The organism is Arenibacter sp. S6351L (assembly GCF_023016025.1).
Taxonomy (GTDB): Bacteria; Bacteroidota; Bacteroidia; order Flavobacteriales; family Flavobacteriaceae; genus Arenibacter; species Arenibacter algicola_B.
The window spans coordinates 131,807-149,100 of record NZ_JALKBB010000004.1; the positions used below are offsets into that span (position 1 = coordinate 131,807).

Sequence of the window (17,294 nt, forward strand, 5' to 3'; positions counted from 1 at the left end):
TGCTAATCCTTTGGAAATAAGCTCCTGTCCAATCCAGGGATAAGTTTTAGTGCATTCTTGTAGTATAGCTTTTTTAGTACTTCATCGGGTAAGTCCATCCCGTACATGGCCCAGAAGGCGTGGTATTTCTTGTGGTACGGGAAATATTCGTCATCGGATTCCAGTACCCTAAAATAGGTAGGGAATTCTTCCGGTTTCCAACTATCCTTACCAAATAGGACTCGGTCCTGATATTTCACAAAAAATTTATGTGCATTTTTCGGTTGTCTGCCCAATTCTGCAATAATGGCCCCAATACCTACGTACATATTGGGCATTTCGTCCAATAAACTGGCCAGGGTGCCCAAATCATTGGCGTACCATCCCATATGGGCATTAATAAAATTGGTTTTCGGATGCTTTTTAAACATCCTGTGCTGCTCCCCAATTATCTGTTCCCAAGAGGCCGGGTCCGTTGCCGAGCGCTTTCTCCTAGGGTGTGTTTTTAGTTCCAACCATCGTTCGTTATCCGAATTCACCTCATCCCAGAAGGGTTTGGGGTCGGCTGAGTGGATTAGGACCGGTACGCCCATTTCCCCACATTTTTCCCAAATGGCACTTAAGCGATCATCATCTACGGCCAATCGTTTTCCAGAGGTATCGGTATCCCGCAATCCTAGACTTTTATACACCTTAAGTCCCTTGGCGCCATTCTTTATATCGGCTTCCAATTGTGCAACGGCCTTCTCGGACCAGCCCGGTTTGCCAACTCCATCAAAATCCACATTGGCAAAGACCGCAAATCTGTTGGGATAATGGTTCTTTATATTCTCCAATGATTGTTTTATTCTTTCTCCCGAGCCACCACTAAGGTTGACCATGATTGCCAAGTTGAGCTTATCCATATCTGCAATTAGCAGGGAGAGGTCCTGTGTCGGCATTTGGTACTGATGGCCATGAACATCTATAAATGGAAATTTGGCCCTATGTATTTCCTTTCCAGGGACTTTAAGGGTTGAAACGGGATTGTATTCCTCGAAACTCATGTTCTGGGAAAAAGCTTCATTGGAAAGGGCTATAAGCAAAATGCAGAGTGGGACTAAATTCTTTAAAGTCATTACGTCATCAAATTAGATCCTAAATTTATGCTATATAGAGGACAACCTAAAGTTTGAAGCTAAAAAATATCCAGATAATTAATTGTTTGGTCTTAGCGTTACAACTGTTGTTTTATTAGTGAAACTCAATTTTGAGAAGTCAGTAAGACGCACTTAAAATTGCAAGTTGAACTAATCCCGCCTTTTTCGGCGGGATCTAGGTTCAATACCTCGACCCTAGGGTCGATTCCTATTATTGGGTTCAGGGCTTGCCCTGAGGTTTAATACCTTTTATTTTTTGAATTATGTTTGAATTCCCTTTTTAGCGATATGGGGGAAGGATCGTTTATATATGTCATTGAGCGCAAGGCTGCCGCTAGGCAGGCGTAGCGTGGCAATCTGTTTGTTAATGGAGAGATTATCTCTTTGCGGCTGCCCACTATTTAAGAAGTAGATTGCTTCTTCGCCCTAGCTCATCGCAATGAAGTAATGGAATTTGTTCCACTCATTCAAGATTTTGAATTTGGAACCACTTTTTGTTACTACCAGCCGCCACTGCCTATTCTATAAGAAAGAGATTGCTTCTTCGCCCTAGCTCATCGCAATGACGTATAGGGTTTTTGGATTAAATAACTTTGAACATTAAATCTAGAAAATACCAACTGTTCACTGTAGATACAAGTGATCACAGACTACTTATTACTCTTTTTCACCCGCTCGTATTCTTCCAAAGTATCTATATCTACTTCTTTTCCATTAGGGGATAGGGAAAGGACATCATTTATATGGGTTTTGATAATTTCCTTAGCTCCATAATCGGAATTCAATGCCAGTAGGGCCTCAAAATGGATTTTTCCAAAAATAGCGGGCACTCCTACCCTATTGTTGTATTTGGTAGCTACAATACTGTGTTTGGTCTTGGAGAAATTATGGATCAACACATTTAAATACTGATTATCTATCAAGGGTTGGTCGGTCAGCATTACTAAAATACCATCATAGTCCGGGTCCTGCCGCAGAAGATGCTTGGTTCCACAGGCAATGGAATTTCCTAATCCCATTTTCCAATCGAGGTTATAAATTGTTTCACAGCCTTTAAAGTCGGTTGCCTGTATTATTTCCTCCCTATAGGCCCCTAAAACGGTCAGTATGGTATTGGCATTGGAATCTTGGGTATTTCTAAGGGCATTGCCGATTAAGGTAGTATTTCCCCAGGGTAACAATTGTTTTATGGCCTTCATTCGGGAAGAAGTACCGGCCGCCATGATCAAAATCGCTATTTTTAATTTTTTAGGCATCAATCGTGAATCCCGGTTTCTTTATTTTTTAAGAGCATTGGTTCCTTTTCCCTAATGACCGATAAAATTTCGGCAACAATGGATATGGCTATTTCCTGAGGGGTCTCGGCGCCAATGTTGAGTCCGGCCGGTCCGTGGATTCCGTCCAGGAATTCGTACGAAATATCAGGGCTTAGTTCCATTAGTTCGTTAAAAAGTTTTTCCCTTCTTCTATATGGCCCTAAAAGCCCTAAGTATATTGGTTTTGAGTCCTTTAAGGTCAACAAATACTTTAAGTCTTTGGAATAGCTGTGGTTCATTAGAATAATGGCGGTATGCCCATCCACTTCGGCCAATGGAAAGCTCTCTGGTAATATCCCCAGAAGTTCATGGGCTCCTTCAAAATCCAGAATATTCTTTTCTTCGGAAGGGTCGGCTACGATGGTAACTTCCCATCCGGCCATGGCGGCAAAGTTACATAACTGCACCGTATCATGCTCGGCGCCAATAATAAATAGTTTAAAACAGGGTTTCATGTTTTGTTCAAAAATCTCAAGCTTGTCTTGGCCATGGAATCCGGGCAACAGTGGCAATTGCTCCTGTCCAAATACGACGGTTGAGCCGTAATTGGCATTGGGGCCCTCTTTTTTTTCAAAAAAGGATCGTATTCTAAAATGCTGTCTTGATGTTATGATTTGTTCAAAGGTTTCCAAAAAAAGCTTGTCCGGTCTAAAGGTCTCCAACAAAATATAAAGAATTCCCTCGCAACCTAGCCGATATCGACCGTCATAGGTCATTACCTTGGATATTTCATCGGAAAAAACGGACTGTGCCTGTCTTACTACTTCCTTTTCAACACATCCGCCACTTACCGCCCCTATCATATGTCCGTCTTCCAAGATCAACATTCTTACCCCTGGTCTTCTGTAGGAAGAACCGTCCAGTGCCACTACAGTGGCCAGAACACATTTTAGGCCCTTTGAAGTGGCCGACTGATATTCGCGTATAATTTTTTTTAGTTCGTGTGTCATAATTATAATAAATCTCTGGTAGGGACAAAAGGTACCAACTCCCCTATTTCATACGCATCAATTTTGGGTTCTAGAACTATAAATCCATCCGTATTCACCAAACTGCAGAGGTCCCCGGACCCATTCTCTTTTACCAGGGAGGCTACTAAATGCCCTCGGTTAAAGCTTAGTTTAACTCTTAACAGCAAAGTTAAATCGCCCTTCACCTCAACAGCCTCTTTTAAGATAACATCAATTTTTGGTTGTGGAAGGCCCAAGGAACGTCTTAACCAATCCTTAAAATAGACATTATAATTAGCAAAGGTGGATACCGGGTTACCGGGAAAGGAAAAAACCACTGTGTTGGTATCTCTTTGAATTCCGAACCAAAATGGTTTTCCTGGACGTTGGAAAACCCCGTGAAATATTTTTTCTACACCCAATTCTTCCAATACTTGGGGAAGAAAGTCGAACTTGCCTTTGGATACCCCACCGCTTAAAAGTACTGCGTTATGCTCCTTTAAAGTATTTTGAAGGGCGTTTTTAATACTGGCTTTTTCATCTGGTAAATGGAGCTTGGTCGGGACAATACCTTCTTCCGACAATGCTGCGTAAAGGGTATGGATGTTGGATTTGCGTATTTGATGGGGCAAGGGGATTTCTTCTACCTCTACCAATTCGTTCCCTGTGGATACGATTGCTACTTTGGGCAGTGTGCGTACCTTAATGGATGCTTTTCCCACGGCAGCCAATACCCCTATTTCTGCGGCTGATATGGTGCTGTGTTTTTCCAAAACCAGATCTCCCTTTTTCTGATCACTTCCATTGAGGTGAATGTCCTGTCCCCTGTTTGGGGTTTTGGTAAGGGTGGCCGATCCGTTTTCAATAATTAAATGTTCGTACATCACCACAGTATCCGCGTTTCCCGGAACTACGGCCCCTGTCATTATTTCTAGACAATTGGAAGTGTTTTCCAGAAGTTGGGAGGGCATCCCTGCGGCCAATACCCCTTCTATTTTAAACGAGGTATTCCCTATTTCAACAGCATCGTAGTTTAAGGCTATTCCGTCTTTGGTAGCCCTGTTAAATGGAGGGAAATTTCTATCGGCCACAATATCTTCGGCAAGTACTCTGCCCATAGCCGTTTCCAAGGGAACCTGTTCATGGCCAAAGTCCTGATAAAGGTCCAATACTTTTTTATAAGCGTCTTTAAAGGAAATCATGGAACACAAGTTACAATTAATAGGAGATTTGTTAAAGGGTTATCTTTTGTATTTCTCTCCAGGTTATGGGTTTAATGTTCCTTTCTTTGAGCAGGGCAGCTGTATTGGGGTCCGTGAAAAAGTCAAAATCCATTTGTCGCCATTGGGAACCAAAATTGGGATGGTCCACACACACTTGCTTCATTTCCATATTGTCAAAGGCAGGATGTATTAAAATCACATTTAATCCTGCTTTTAGATTTTTTAATAATTGTGTATACAATTCATGTAAACCTATACTCTCCATGGCTCCAAAATTGCCTATATGTACTTTATGTACAACGCTATCCGAATCTAGTAGTGAGGCAAGATTCCCGACACCTTCCAGTAACTCTTCACTTAAGAAAATGGGCAGTTTATATTCCTTGCCTAATTCCCTATATACGTCCAGCAATTCTTTGGTCAGCCCTAAGGTGTACATATGGGAATCCAAGTGGGTAGGTGTAATTCCAGCTGCCAATGCCCTATCAATTTGTGCTTTCAGTTCTTTTTTAACCTCCTCTGGCTTCGCCAATTTTTTTACTTGCTCCCTTTTGGCATAGAAAAAACCTTGCTTATCCACCAAGCTTGGCACCTCGGAATAAGGCAGAACGGGGCCAAATTTATACTGTTTCCATTCGCAGGTCAATGTTAAATGAATTCCGCAGTCGTACTGCGGGTGATTTTTGGCGAAATTGGCCATATCCAAGAACCATGGACAGGGCACCATTATGCTATAGGAGTTTACAATCCCTTTTTTCAAAGCTTCAATGGTGGCTGCGTTTTCTGAGCATGATAGACCGGCGTCATCGGCATGAATCATCAAAAGGGTGTCATCTTTGCTGTACCCCAATCGCTCTAGGTCGTATTGGTTGGCCATATCGTTATGTTGTTTTAATCAGTTTTAATCTAAAAATTGCATTAAGGCTTTGCTATTAGCCTGTTTGGGTAGCCGGGGTTCTAGTATAATTTTACCTCTCCTTTGGAGAGGTCGGAACTGCTTTTTTCCGCTGTTCCGGATGAGGTAAAATAAAACCCCAATCGCTCTAGGTCGTAATACTTGGCCATATAATTCTAATTTGTAGGCTGTTGAGGCCCAAATAATACTAGTGCTAATTATGAAGCGCTAGAAACTTATCAACTCCTCCTATGATATTGTAAAGTTCAATTTTGCTATTTAACTCTTCCAATATTCTTACTGCCATTTCACTTCTTTTTCCGGATTGACAAAGTAGATAAATTGGTCTTTGGAAGTCCAATTCCTTTATTCTGCCCTTTAATTCGTCCAAGGGAATATTTACAGCTTTAACTTGCGGTAAGGAAAAGTTTTCAAATTCCACTACAGTCCTTACATCGATTATCTGAAGAGCTATGCCCGCGTTTAACTTTTCCTCAATTTCCTCTACCCTTATGCCAATAGTTGCTTCACAAGGTTCTGCTCCATAGGATTTTTGAAGTTTTTTCAATAATAAATTTTCTGGTTGAAGACTAAATGTAATGGTTTGATAAGATTGATTTAATCCGTTGAATAACAGTAGTTTACCATTTAATGCTTCGCCAATACCAGTAACTATTTTTACGGCCTCCAATGCCTGAAGATTTCCTATGATACCGGGAATTACCCCCAATACCCCATTCTCGTTGCAATTTGGTATCTCTTCTCGCGTAGGCATTTTTGGAAATAAACATCTATAGGTAGGACCGCCTTGATAATTAAAGACACTTAGTTGGCCTTCGAAGCCCTGAATGGCGCCCGAAACAAATGGTTTTTTTAGGATTATGCAGGCATCATTTATTAAATAGCGCGTTGGGAAATTGTCGGAGCCATCTACTATAACATCAAATTCAGAAATAATTTCCAAGGCATTGTGTCTAGTGAGAAAAGTATCAAAAGTTCTGATTTGTGTGTCGGAATTCTGAGAACTTAATCGCTCCAGCACAACCTCAATTTTAGATCTTCCCAAATCCTTTTCCGTATACAGCACTTGTCGTTGCAGGTTGGTGATTTCAATAACATCCTGCTCAACCACACCTATAGTACCAACCCCCATGGCATTCAAATATTGTAAAACAGGAATGCCCAATCCGCCGGCACCAACCACTAAAATACTGGCACCTTTTAGTTTTTGTTGTGCTTCTGGACCAAAATCCCTTAAAATGGTCTGTCTCTGGTATCTATTGGTGTTCATAAACAAATAGCAATCCAATTTTTATAATTTCCGTAGCCTGCCTCTTTCCCTAATTGTGAGCTAATTTTAGCAATACCTTTTCATAGTCTTCCTTAAAGTTGGCATTCCATAATACTTCTTCATTCTCTGGAAATACCAATTTAATATCTTCATTGATCAAAAATTTACGCGGACAGGTACCGGGCCCATTTTCTAAATAATCCAATGATTTTTGTAGACCGGAAGGTTCCCAAATGGCACATAACGGTTCTGGTAAGCCACTTTCCCTGGTAGCAAAGGCAGTGGCCAATTTGTCCGGATTCCTTAAGTAGATCAGTTGTTCAAGGGCATCCTGATCCATTAGCGGCAGATCGCAGGCCAATACCAACCATGCTACGCTAGGATTAAAATTGTGGGCGCTTAGTAGACCGTTGTAGGGACCTTTAAATTTGTTCTGATCAATAATTAGATTGTGATTCGCCGAGAATTCCGTTGCCTGTTCCTCGCGTATACTCATATAGGTGTTTTCGCATACCGTTTGCAGGAGTTGATATAGATATTCACGTTGTGCTACGCCATGGTATTCTATCAATCCCTTGTCGGTTCCCATTCTGGTACTTTTTCCACCGGTAAGTACTAGACCATATATTTTAGTGGAGCTCATTATTCGTAGTTATTATTTTAATTTCCGCTATAAGAACATGTTTGTCCCTGTTAGTGGATATGTGGAATTATCCTCCTATGGAGGTCATTGAATTTTCAAAGATTCCATCATATTTTTCCTGTTCCTCAAAACCAGTTTTGGATCGGCTGCCAATGGCCTTAAGGATATGCTCTTTAATTTGGGATTCCACATTGTCCCCTCTCATTACTTCCCTTAAATTCATTCTAGGTTTGCCGTACAGGCAGGTTATTACATCGCCCGTGGCCGATATTCTTAGTCGATTACAACTCCCACAGAAAGTTCTGGTAAAGGAAGGGATAAGTCCAAAAGTACCTTTATGGCCTTTGATTTTATAATTTATGGAGGTCGATGTCTTGGGCGATTCCAGCTTTGTTATTTCCGGATATTCCGATTGAATGTGGCCCAGTATTTTTTTATAATCCCAAGTTATGGTATTGAAGGACTTGGAGCCACCGTTGAATGGCATTTCTTCCAAAAATCGTACGGAAACCGGATAGTGTTTCATGACCTCGAGAATGGGTATTATGTCTTGGGTATTTTGATTTTCGAGGGCAATAAAGTTGATGCGGACGTTGAAACCTTCCGTTATCAATTTCACCAAATTATTATATACGGTATCATATTGATTACGTCTCGTGATGCGTTCAAAGGTGTTTTTGTCAATGGCATCCAAGCTAACATTGATGTTTTTGATGCCCAAGGTTTTTAATTCTTGAATATAGGGGCCTATCAAGGTGGCATTGGTAGTAATGGAAATATCGTTCAAACCTTTTAAAGACGAAAGTTTGCGCAATAATACCATTAGGTCCTTTCTAACAAAAGGTTCCCCACCGGTAATCCTTATTTTGTCTATCCCCTGCCCTACCATAATTTCGCTCAATTTACAGAGTTCCTCAATGGTAAAAAGGGAGTCTTTTTCAGCAAAATTTATCCCTTCCGAGGGCATACAATAGTTGCAACGCAGGTTACAGCGATCGGTAACCGCCAACCGCAGATAATTTATTTTCCTATTGTGATTGTCTATCAGCATTAATCCTCTTGTTTTTTACTTATCCCCCGCTTACAGGTGGAATTAGTGCAATTTCATCAAAATTATCGATTATGGTATCATCATTTGCATAAGAATTGTTTACCGCAACGGCTAAAGATGATAATTTTTTGAGTTCAGGGTACATTTTGCCCAAGTACTCCTTAAGCTCTTTAACGGTCTTGGATTTTTTCGATCCAAATTCGCTGGAGCTGGGCATGGACAATGTTGAGCTACCTATAATGTCCTTTGTAACACCAAAAAGTAGTATCGTCATATTTATCCAATTATAGGTTTAGTCGGGACTTGCATTAGTTCCGGGAATTTGGAAAACGGCTGTTGGGTAAATCTATTTCCCGTAGCGGCTTTTAAGGCATTTGCCACAGCTGCTCCTGCCGGAGGCAATGTGGGTTCGCCCAATCCCGTTGGTGCCAGGTCATTTTGAATAAGATGGGATTCTACCACTGGAATTTCCCCCATCCGGATCAATCTGTATTTATCATAGTTCTGCGATTGGGGCTGTCCATCCAGAAAAGTAAGATCACCGTACATGGCATGGCCTACTCCATCTATAACGCCACCTTCTATTTGGTTTATGGCACCCAAAGGATTTACAACTATACCACAATCTACCACGCAGGTAACTTTTTTTACGATAGGCATTCCGTTTTCAATTTCCACATCGGCGACTTCAGCTACATGCGAATTATGGCAATAATAAGCGGCAAAACCTTGGAAAACTCCATCTTCTTTTTTACCCCAACCTGATTTGTCCACAGCTACTTTTATAACATTCTGCATGCGCTCAGGGGAGTATTGTATACGCTCGTCCGTAGTACCTTTTACTTTTTCCAATAAATCCAAACGTAACTTAATGCGATCCACTTCCATGGTCTCCGCCAGTTCATCAAAGAAACTTTGTTCGGCAAAAGCCAAGAAATTGGTATAAGGTGCCCTCCACGCCCCAGTGGTAATATTACTTTGATAATTGGCGACATCTACCTGGTAATTTTCTATGGCCCCGGCAGGGAAGAAATTAGGTATTAATCCATACATGTTTCCACCTATAGCTGCCTCCTTTAAATGGTAGGCGGTCACCTGGCCATCCTTTATGGCCGCTTTAATTCTATATTTTATAGCTGGACGATAGGTACCCGCAGTCATGTCATCTTCACGGGAAAACACCAACTTGACCGGTTTTTTTATGGCATCGGCAATTTCCGCAACTTCGTATACAAAATCCCCGTACAATCGCCTTCCAAATCCTCCACCCATACGGGTCATTTCCAAATGAACGTCCTTTACATCCCTACCCAACATACCAGCTACCGCAGTGGCAGCAAATTCGGGTGTCTGTACAGGTCCAACCAAATGTATCTTTTCATCGGTAATATTGGCGAAAAAATTCATAGGTTCCATACAGTTATGTGGCAGGAAGGGCGATTCATAGGTGCGCTCCAATATTTTATCGGCCTTGGCAAAGGCTTTTTTGATATCCCCATCCTTTCTTAGGGTCTTAAATTCCTTTCCATCCAAAAGACCCAGTAATTGCTTATCCTGAAATTCCGTACTTTCCATATTGGTATTATCTACCCAAGTAGCGGATATGGCTTCTTTTGCTTTCATGGCCTCCCAAGTAGTTTTGGCTATGACCACCACCTTATCACTTTTACCCATAGCTACTGTCCAGTTGCCTACCCCGTCTTTTGAAAGTTCCTTAGCCTTCTCCCCTATTCTAATTACATCCAAAACACCGGGCATGGCCTTGGCTTTGGCATCGTCATAGGAGTCCAATACTTTACCAAAGGCAGGAGGTCGCAAGACACTGGCATATACCATACCCTCTACTTTATAGTCCAAACCGAAAAGTGGTTTTCCGGTAATTATTTTGTCAATATCCACATTGGGTGCGTCGGTCCCGATAACTTTAAAATCCTTGGGTTCCTTTAGTGTTACGTTTTCCGGAACCTCCAAGGCTGCGGCTTCCCTAACCACATCGCCATAACCCAAAGTTTCCCCTTTGGCATTGGTGATTACCCCTTCCGAGGTAGTGCATTCCGATGGATCTACACCCCATTTGGCGGCAGCGGCATTTACCAACATTTGTCTGGCCGTAGCTCCAGTTTGTCGCAAAGGCTCCCATCCTAGTCGGATAGACTGACTTCCTCCGGCAAGCTGGCGGGTATAATTCTCGGTGTCCAAAATTCCCTGTTGCACATATACATTGTTCCAAGCTACGTCCAATTCTTCTGCAATCAACATGGGCATGGCCGTTTTAACACCCTGCCCTATTTCAGGATTGGGTGAAAAAATGGTTACTGCACCATTATCGGCAATTTTTATAAAGGCATTGAAATCATTAAAATTTAATTTGGAAATATCTACTGGGGGTTGCACCTTAGGTTTACAGGCTGTAAAAAGATTAAAGCCTATGAGGAGTCCGCCACTAGCTAGTGATGATGTTCTAATGAACGCCCGTCTGTTAAATGTTATTGATGATGTCGACATAATTTTTTTAGTTTTTTAGTCCTCAATATTCCGAGGATTTAATTTTTTGAGGTAAGTAAATAGTGTAGCCTATATTTCCCAAAAGGAATAGACCTACCCTATTTTGGTAGCGGCAATTTCCACAGCCCTATGAATTCTAGTGTAGGAAGCACATCTGCATATGTTACCGTGCATGGCTGTTTTTATTTCTTCCGATGTTGGATCTGGATTTTTGTCCAGGAAAGCGGAGGCGGTCATTATTTGACCGGCCTGACAATAACCGCATTGGGGAACATCTACTTCTTTCCAGGCTAGTTGCACAGGGTGGTCGCCATTTTCGGAGAGTCCTTCAATGGTAGTAATATGCTGTCCGGCTACCGAAGCAACAGGCAAAGAACAACTTCTTACCGCGTTGCCGTTCAAATGAACCGTGCAGGCACCACATTGGGCGATACCACAACCATACTTTGTTCCTACCAAATCCAAATGATCACGTAGCACCCATAATAATGGGGTGTCTTCCGCAACATCTACACTTTTGGAAACTCCGTTTACATTAATATCGTATTTTGGCATAGTTGATGTTTTTAAGTTGATAAAATTAATACTCTACAAGTTACCAAATTTAAGGAAAAGATGGGTCACTTTAACAGTTTGTTAAGGAGGTACTTCCCTCCTATCAGTTCCTTTTGTTTTGGAGTCTAACCAATAAATTCTAGGAAGAAATTGGCATACATAGAATTAACTTGATCTAAAGTGAACTTCTATCCAAAAAGCAATCCACATTAGGGTGCAACCATAAAAAGGATGCAGGTAAGGAAGTTGTTATTTCCCTGCTCAACAATTTTTTTATGGCTTTTTTCTTGCTCGGTCCGGTTACCAGCAGAATAATTTTTTTTGATTTTAGAATATTGGCCATGCCCAAGGTTAAGCCATATGTGGGTTTGGTCTTCATTTTATTGGCCATGGGATGCTTTAAGGAAGACTCACTTAAATCTGCAATATGGCAATCAGGATACAGGGTTTTTGAAGGTTCGTTAAATCCTAAATGCCCATTCTTTCCCAGACCAAGGATACAGATATCTATTGGACCGTGTTCCTGAATTTCATTTTCCATACGATAGCATTCCTTTTTTGCATCCGTTGGGCTACTGTCAAAAGACAAATAATTGCTTTTTGAAATTTGTAAAGGTTCCAAGAGTTTCTTTTGAAGATAATAATCGCTGGTATTTGGATAATCTCCATTGGTTCCTCCCCATTCATCCAGTTTTATAATTTTTATTTCCTTAAAAATCTTAGGAGCGCCTTTGTAGGATTCCGCCAATTTTTCATAAAGCCTTTCTGGCGAATTACCTGTAGCCGTACAGATCAATTGCTGTGGTTTTGCTTTTAAATTGGTCAATAGGAAATCAAAAGCCATTTGGCTCATGCCTTCATAATCTGCACAGTAGTGTATATTCATAACAAGCCCAAGCATTATCTTCCGAAGGGATATGTAAAATACAAAAATTTAGCATTGGTCGTGCATAAGGGTAAAAATTTTCATTTTTTTCTTACGTTTTTTAGTGCACATAATATGGTATGCAGCATAGGAGTACGGCAGCCTAATTTAACAAGTCTATAAATTTGTTGCGATAGCCCCCATCAATAATAAATACCATTATTAATGTATTTTAGAACGCCTCCTATGTAAGCCTCTAAAAAATGTGAATAAAGTCTTTAACAAATATTAACACCAATTTTTAATTGAATTATAATTTTAAATAGTTTTGAACGTTCTGCTAGGTGAACATTAAAAATTATGAAAATGAAATTATATACTAAGTTGGTGGCTATCTGTTTCAGTATGGCCTTATTTGTATCCTGTGGAAATGCGGATGACGATGTGGAATTCGGCGTAAATGGCGGCGGCGATCTAGGTTTAGGAAAACCGGTGGACGACTGTTTAAATTTAGGGGATGGCGAATTGGTATTGTCCATTCAGGATCAATACACCACCCTGCCAGGGAAGGTATCCATATTTTTCAAGGTGTCCGATACGGACGGTGATCCGGTCCCAGGACTAAAGGCAAGTCAGTTTACCATTTATGAGCAAGGTAGAAATGATGAGTGTTTCAGTACCATTTCTACTACAGAATCCTTTGCCAGGATTTCCCCCAATTCACAAATTTTTAATAACAACACTATTTTGGTGCTGGATTTAAGTAACAGTGTTCTGAGTAGTAGTATGGAAGAATTAAAAACGGCTTCCGCAAGTTTCGTAAACAATGTTATGCCGGAATCTGATACCGAATCCTTTAAAATGGCCATTTATTGGTTTGATGGGGAGGATAAGTTACATGTACTAAACGAATTGACCCATGTAAAACAGCAACTTTTAACTTCTATTGACGGGATTAATGCCAATATTAGTAAAGATCCTTCTACCGATCTATACGGTGCGGTGATCAAAGCTACGGACAAGGCAGAAAAGTTATTGGCAGCAAGTACTACCAATGACCGTATTGGCGCTGCTTCGGTGGTTATCTTTACCGATGGTACCGATCAGGCTTCCCGTTATACACAAACTGCAGCCTTGAAGAAGGTGGACAATGCCAATAAGAACATTGCCTTCTTCAGTATTGGGTTGGGAGCTGAAATCGATACCGATGTTTTAGGGAAAATTGGAAAGACCTTTAGCGTGTTTGCTGGGAATAAAGAGCAGTTGGAAACAACATTTAACGATATTTCCTTCAGGGTTTCGGAGCAGGCCAATAGTTTTTATCTTTTTGAATACTGTAGTCCAAAACGTGATGGAAGTGGTGAAAATAACCTTGCCATTCAAGTGAAGGAAGGGAACAGACAGGGTGCGGTACAAACTAAATTTAACGCAAAAGGGTTTACCGGAGGTTGTGAATAATCTTGGTTAAACTTCTTTAAATCATGCAATTAGAGCATCAAATTGATTTGATGCTCTTTTTTTTTGTTAAAATTTATTCAGGGCGAAACGTCTTTTTCTGCTAAATGACCGTATAACCTTACAGAAAACTATTTGTAAATTTTTAACAATAAAGAAATGAGAAAAGTAACGTTAGTTGGTTTGATGGGAATGGTAGTTTTAGCCTCCTGTGTATCTAAGAAAAAATATGTAGCCCTTGAGGGGGACTTGTCCAATACCAAAAGTATGTTGACAAAAACCCAAGTAGAGAAAGAGGAATTGGAATCCAAAGTCTCCAAAATTGAGGCAAGGGTTGCAGAATACAATGAAAAAATAAATTCCCTACAGGAAATAAATGATTCACAATATACTTCTATTGGTGATGTTGCTGTAATGAGCAACAATACAAAAGAAAAAATGAGGGCTACTTTGGCAAAAATAGACCCCAGTGAATTGGCCAAGGCCCAGACCTTGGAAGATTCCATGAACCTTGCCATTTCTTACAATTTGAAGAAATCCATTTCTGATGAGGACGATGATGTTATTGTAGATATCAACAAAACTGTTGTGATGATCAATATTTCGGATAAATTATTGTTTAATTCCGGGAGTTACAGGGTAAGTAATAAAGCGAACACCATATTGGCCAAATTGGCTGAAGTGATCAACTCAGAGCCTAGCATGGAAGTTATGGTTGAAGGGCATACCGATTCCAGAACCATCAGCACCGAAATGTTTCAGGATAACTGGGATCTAAGTGTGAAAAGAGCTACATCCATAGTTCGTCTTTTGCAGAACAAATACAATGTTGATCCTGCTAATTTGATCGCTGCGGGAAGAAGTAGCTATTTACCTTTGGTTGAGAACAATAGCAAGGAGAATATGGCCATAAACAGACGTACCAGAATTGTAATTATTCCAAATTTGGATAAGTTTTTTGCCCTTTTGGATGCCGAGTCATTATAGAAACACTACCATTACTATAATTATTGTTTTAACTAAAAACCCCGATGCACGCATCGGGGTTTTTTTATTCCGCGGGTTTCGGGAATTTTAGATTAGCTTATTTTATTTCCGGGATTCCTTTATGTTGAGCACCTTTAATATCTTATGAAAAACCTCATTGTTTTCATAAACACCTTGGAACTCCTGTGAATGGGGTCCGTAGGCAAAAATAGGAACCATGGTGGCAGTATGGTCATCGGTTGTGAAGTCGCCCTCCACCATGCTCATTTCCATATTCCCCTGTGGCATGGTAAATCCGGAGGTTTCATGATCTGCCGTTATAACCACCAAGGTATTTCCAGATTTATCGGCAAATTTTATGGCCTCCGCTATGGCTACGTCAAAATCTATACCTTCCGTGACTATACCGCCCACTTCATTCTTATGTCCGTACGAATCTATCTGTGCGGCTTCCACCATTAAAAAGAATGGCTTTTTTTTGGCGTTTAAGAATTGAAGCCCATTTCTAGTGGCTTCGGCAAGTATATTTCCCCTGCCCTCCAAAAAACTGGGAACGTCATTCTCCGCAATGAACAATCCTATTTTGTCTTTCTTGCTGGCTCCCAGTTCATCAACCTCCTTTAAAATTGAAAAACTGTTCCCTTGAAAATCCGCTGTGTTAAAACTGGATTCCCCTCCTCCAACAAAAAGGGAGAGTTTACTCTTCAAAAGGTCTTTGGCAATACCGTCGGTATCGTCCCTGTCTTTTTGATGGGCATAAAAAGAACTAGGGGTAGCTCCAACAATTTTATCCGTGGTGATACAGCCGGTTACAAATTGATGTTGGTCCAGTAATTCGGTAATATTTACAAGTGCTTGCCCGTTGGAAGCCATTCCAATAGACCTGTTGTAGGTTTTTGCCCCTGTGGCCAAAGCAGTCCCGGCTGCAGCCGAATCGGTTGTAAAATCGTCCGAGGACTGGGTTTTAATAAAGCCTATACTTTTCAACTGGGTCAGGGTAAGGCTACCGCCATTGGCCAAAACCGAGGAAGAAATTTGGGTGAGTCCATTGCCATCGCCAATGAGCAATATTACATTTTTAACAGCCTTTTCAGTTTGGTCGGACTTGTAGGTAGGTATATATACATGGGATTTGGCCTTGTTGTAATATACCCTATTCCCCAATGTTTCTAAATATACAGATGCCTTATCCGCCATATCCGTATTGATATAGTCCACTCCAAGATCGTGCAAGGCTTTCCATGCGGACTTGGAGTCCGGGGTGGCCCAAAAACGGAAGGGTCTGTTAAAGGAGTGGGCTTTGTCTATGGTCGATTTTACCCTTTGCAGATCCTCGGCAGTTAATCTTCCTTTTCCGTTCCATCTTGAAAACTTATAAAAAGGAAGGCTTATCAACGCTACTTTTTCCCAAGCATCCCCCTTTGGGATATCGTCCAAACTCTGATAGTCGAACATTATAAACTTTGGATAATTTTTGTATTCTTCCGGTTTAGGTCTATTTCCGGATATCACCATGGTGATATTGGGATTCTGGATAATGCTGGGATATTTTTCCAAAACAGTCACTATCTTCGCCAGGGTCGCGTAGGTTTCCGATTTGATATCTATTAGAAGTTGCAATTCCTGGCCCTTCCCCAATTGTAATTCCATCACCTTTTTCAATGGTTCCAAATACAGGCTTTCCATGGTATGGCTTGGAATAATATCTACCTCGTCATGGGTGGCATATAAGGTGCCATTTTTTAGAAATACATCTACCTCAATGGAGTTTGCCCCATGTGCATAGGCATCCCAAAACGGTGCAGTTTGCAGATAATCATTATGGGAATGTATTTTAAACGAATTTGTTTTCTGTCCCAATACGATTTGAAGGGACAGTAAAAACAGCATTAAAAAAAAGCGATTGGATTTAAGCATTGAAATTGATTTATAAGACTATCGATATTAAAATTTGCGGTGTTCAAAACGGTATTGCCATTTAATTTTTTTACAGAATTAAAATGGACTAGACCAATTTAACCAAAACTAAGTAATTTCTTCAGTGGAAATTGTTACATAAGGTTAAATTAACCAAGAAATAATCTGTCCCATATAAGGTTTCCAGATAAAATAGGGATGTGTAAGCCTTCCAAGAAGTTAAATCGAAAAAAAATACAGCGGAAGGTAGGGTTTTTGGCTAGATAATTGTTTTACTTATAACAACCCTTATCAACCTATGTTCATAATGTATGCTAAAAACTAAATTTTGTATCACTTAAAAAAAGAATATCATGGTTGTAATCAACGACATCTTTAAGTATAGCGCTATCAGTGAGCTATCCACTGGGTTTAAGGGCCTTGCCATAACTATTTTCACCTGTATTGTAAGCATACTTTTTATAATGCTCTACTGGATACTTGCCTATGGGGATAACATGCGTATTTCTTTTGGATATTAAAA

General features: G+C 40.5%; 16 protein-coding genes. 3 read left to right on the forward strand and 13 right to left on the reverse strand.

Annotation, left to right across the window (positions count from 1 at the left end; all coding sequences use genetic code 11):
* Nucleotides 1–2: 2 nt before the first annotated feature.
* The 12 genes from MWU82_RS05005 to MWU82_RS05060 form a co-directional block, all read right to left on the reverse strand.
* On the reverse strand, nucleotides 3–1,097 hold the full coding sequence (locus MWU82_RS05005) for an amidohydrolase family protein (RefSeq protein WP_247095465.1): 1,095 nt from the start codon (nucleotides 1,095–1,097) through the stop codon (nucleotides 3–5).
* A 671-nt stretch (nucleotides 1,098–1,768) separates the two neighbouring features.
* Nucleotides 1,769–2,374: a nucleotidyltransferase family protein gene (locus tag MWU82_RS05010; protein WP_247095466.1), complete on the reverse strand. Its 606-nt coding sequence runs from the start codon at nucleotides 2,372–2,374 to the stop codon at nucleotides 1,769–1,771.
* Nucleotides 2,374–3,384: an XdhC/CoxI family protein gene (locus MWU82_RS05015; protein ID WP_247095467.1), complete on the reverse strand. Its 1,011-nt coding sequence runs from the start codon at nucleotides 3,382–3,384 to the stop codon at nucleotides 2,374–2,376. The genes MWU82_RS05010 and MWU82_RS05015 overlap by 1 nt, the downstream gene beginning before the upstream one ends.
* A gap of 2 nt (nucleotides 3,385–3,386) precedes the next feature.
* Nucleotides 3,387–4,586, reverse strand: a complete 1,200-nt coding sequence (locus tag MWU82_RS05020; RefSeq protein WP_247095468.1) for a molybdopterin molybdotransferase MoeA — start codon at nucleotides 4,584–4,586, stop codon at nucleotides 3,387–3,389.
* Nucleotides 4,587–4,617: 31 nt separating this feature from the next.
* Nucleotides 4,618–5,484 (reverse strand): polysaccharide deacetylase family protein, encoded by an 867-nt coding sequence (locus MWU82_RS05025; RefSeq protein WP_247095469.1) that lies wholly within the window; start codon nucleotides 5,482–5,484, stop codon nucleotides 4,618–4,620.
* Between the two features lie 232 nt (nucleotides 5,485–5,716).
* Nucleotides 5,717–6,793: a HesA/MoeB/ThiF family protein gene (locus MWU82_RS05030; protein WP_247095470.1), complete on the reverse strand. Its 1,077-nt coding sequence runs from the start codon at nucleotides 6,791–6,793 to the stop codon at nucleotides 5,717–5,719.
* Between the two features lie 49 nt (nucleotides 6,794–6,842).
* Nucleotides 6,843–7,436 carry an NTP transferase domain-containing protein gene (locus tag MWU82_RS05035; protein ID WP_247095471.1) on the reverse strand — a complete coding sequence of 198 codons (594 nt, stop codon included), beginning with the start codon at nucleotides 7,434–7,436 and terminating at the stop codon, nucleotides 6,843–6,845.
* Between the two features lie 67 nt (nucleotides 7,437–7,503).
* Nucleotides 7,504–8,487 (reverse strand): GTP 3',8-cyclase MoaA, encoded by a 984-nt coding sequence (gene moaA, locus MWU82_RS05040; protein ID WP_247095472.1) that lies wholly within the window; start codon nucleotides 8,485–8,487, stop codon nucleotides 7,504–7,506.
* 19 nt (nucleotides 8,488–8,506) lie between these two features.
* On the reverse strand, nucleotides 8,507–8,761 hold the full coding sequence (locus MWU82_RS05045) for a MoaD/ThiS family protein (protein WP_215948207.1): 255 nt from the start codon (nucleotides 8,759–8,761) through the stop codon (nucleotides 8,507–8,509).
* A 2-nt stretch (nucleotides 8,762–8,763) separates the two neighbouring features.
* Complete coding sequence (locus MWU82_RS05050) at nucleotides 8,764–10,992, reverse strand: molybdopterin cofactor-binding domain-containing protein (protein WP_247095473.1); 2,229 nt, start codon at nucleotides 10,990–10,992, stop codon at nucleotides 8,764–8,766.
* A 93-nt stretch (nucleotides 10,993–11,085) separates the two neighbouring features.
* Nucleotides 11,086–11,547 carry a (2Fe-2S)-binding protein gene (locus MWU82_RS05055; RefSeq protein WP_215948209.1) on the reverse strand — a complete coding sequence of 154 codons (462 nt, stop codon included), beginning with the start codon at nucleotides 11,545–11,547 and terminating at the stop codon, nucleotides 11,086–11,088.
* Nucleotides 11,548–11,722: 175 nt separating this feature from the next.
* The gene (locus MWU82_RS05060) at nucleotides 11,723–12,433 is read right to left on the reverse strand and encodes a galactosamine-6-phosphate isomerase (protein ID WP_247095474.1); all 711 of its coding nucleotides are present in this window, start codon (nucleotides 12,431–12,433) and stop codon (nucleotides 11,723–11,725) included.
* Nucleotides 12,434–12,778: 345 nt separating this feature from the next.
* On the opposite strand from MWU82_RS05060, the gene MWU82_RS05065 reads away from it, so the two are divergent.
* Together MWU82_RS05065 and MWU82_RS05070 are read left to right on the forward strand one after the other, a co-directional pair.
* The gene (locus MWU82_RS05065; protein WP_215948211.1) at nucleotides 12,779–13,870 is read left to right on the forward strand and encodes a VWA domain-containing protein; all 1,092 of its coding nucleotides are present in this window, start codon (nucleotides 12,779–12,781) and stop codon (nucleotides 13,868–13,870) included.
* 156 nt (nucleotides 13,871–14,026) lie between these two features.
* A complete protein-coding gene (locus MWU82_RS05070) occupies nucleotides 14,027–14,854 on the forward strand; it encodes an OmpA family protein (RefSeq protein ID WP_215948212.1) in 828 nt (275 codons plus the stop codon).
* 102 nt (nucleotides 14,855–14,956) lie between these two features.
* On the opposite strand, the gene MWU82_RS05075 is transcribed toward MWU82_RS05070, so the two are convergent.
* Nucleotides 14,957–16,771: an alkaline phosphatase gene (locus MWU82_RS05075; protein ID WP_247095475.1), complete on the reverse strand. Its 1,815-nt coding sequence runs from the start codon at nucleotides 16,769–16,771 to the stop codon at nucleotides 14,957–14,959.
* A gap of 353 nt (nucleotides 16,772–17,124) precedes the next feature.
* Between MWU82_RS05075 and MWU82_RS05080 the strand changes: the two genes are divergently transcribed.
* Nucleotides 17,125–17,292, forward strand: a complete 168-nt coding sequence (locus MWU82_RS05080; RefSeq protein WP_215948213.1) for a hypothetical protein — start codon at nucleotides 17,125–17,127, stop codon at nucleotides 17,290–17,292.
* Nucleotides 17,293–17,294: the final 2 nt, after the last annotated feature.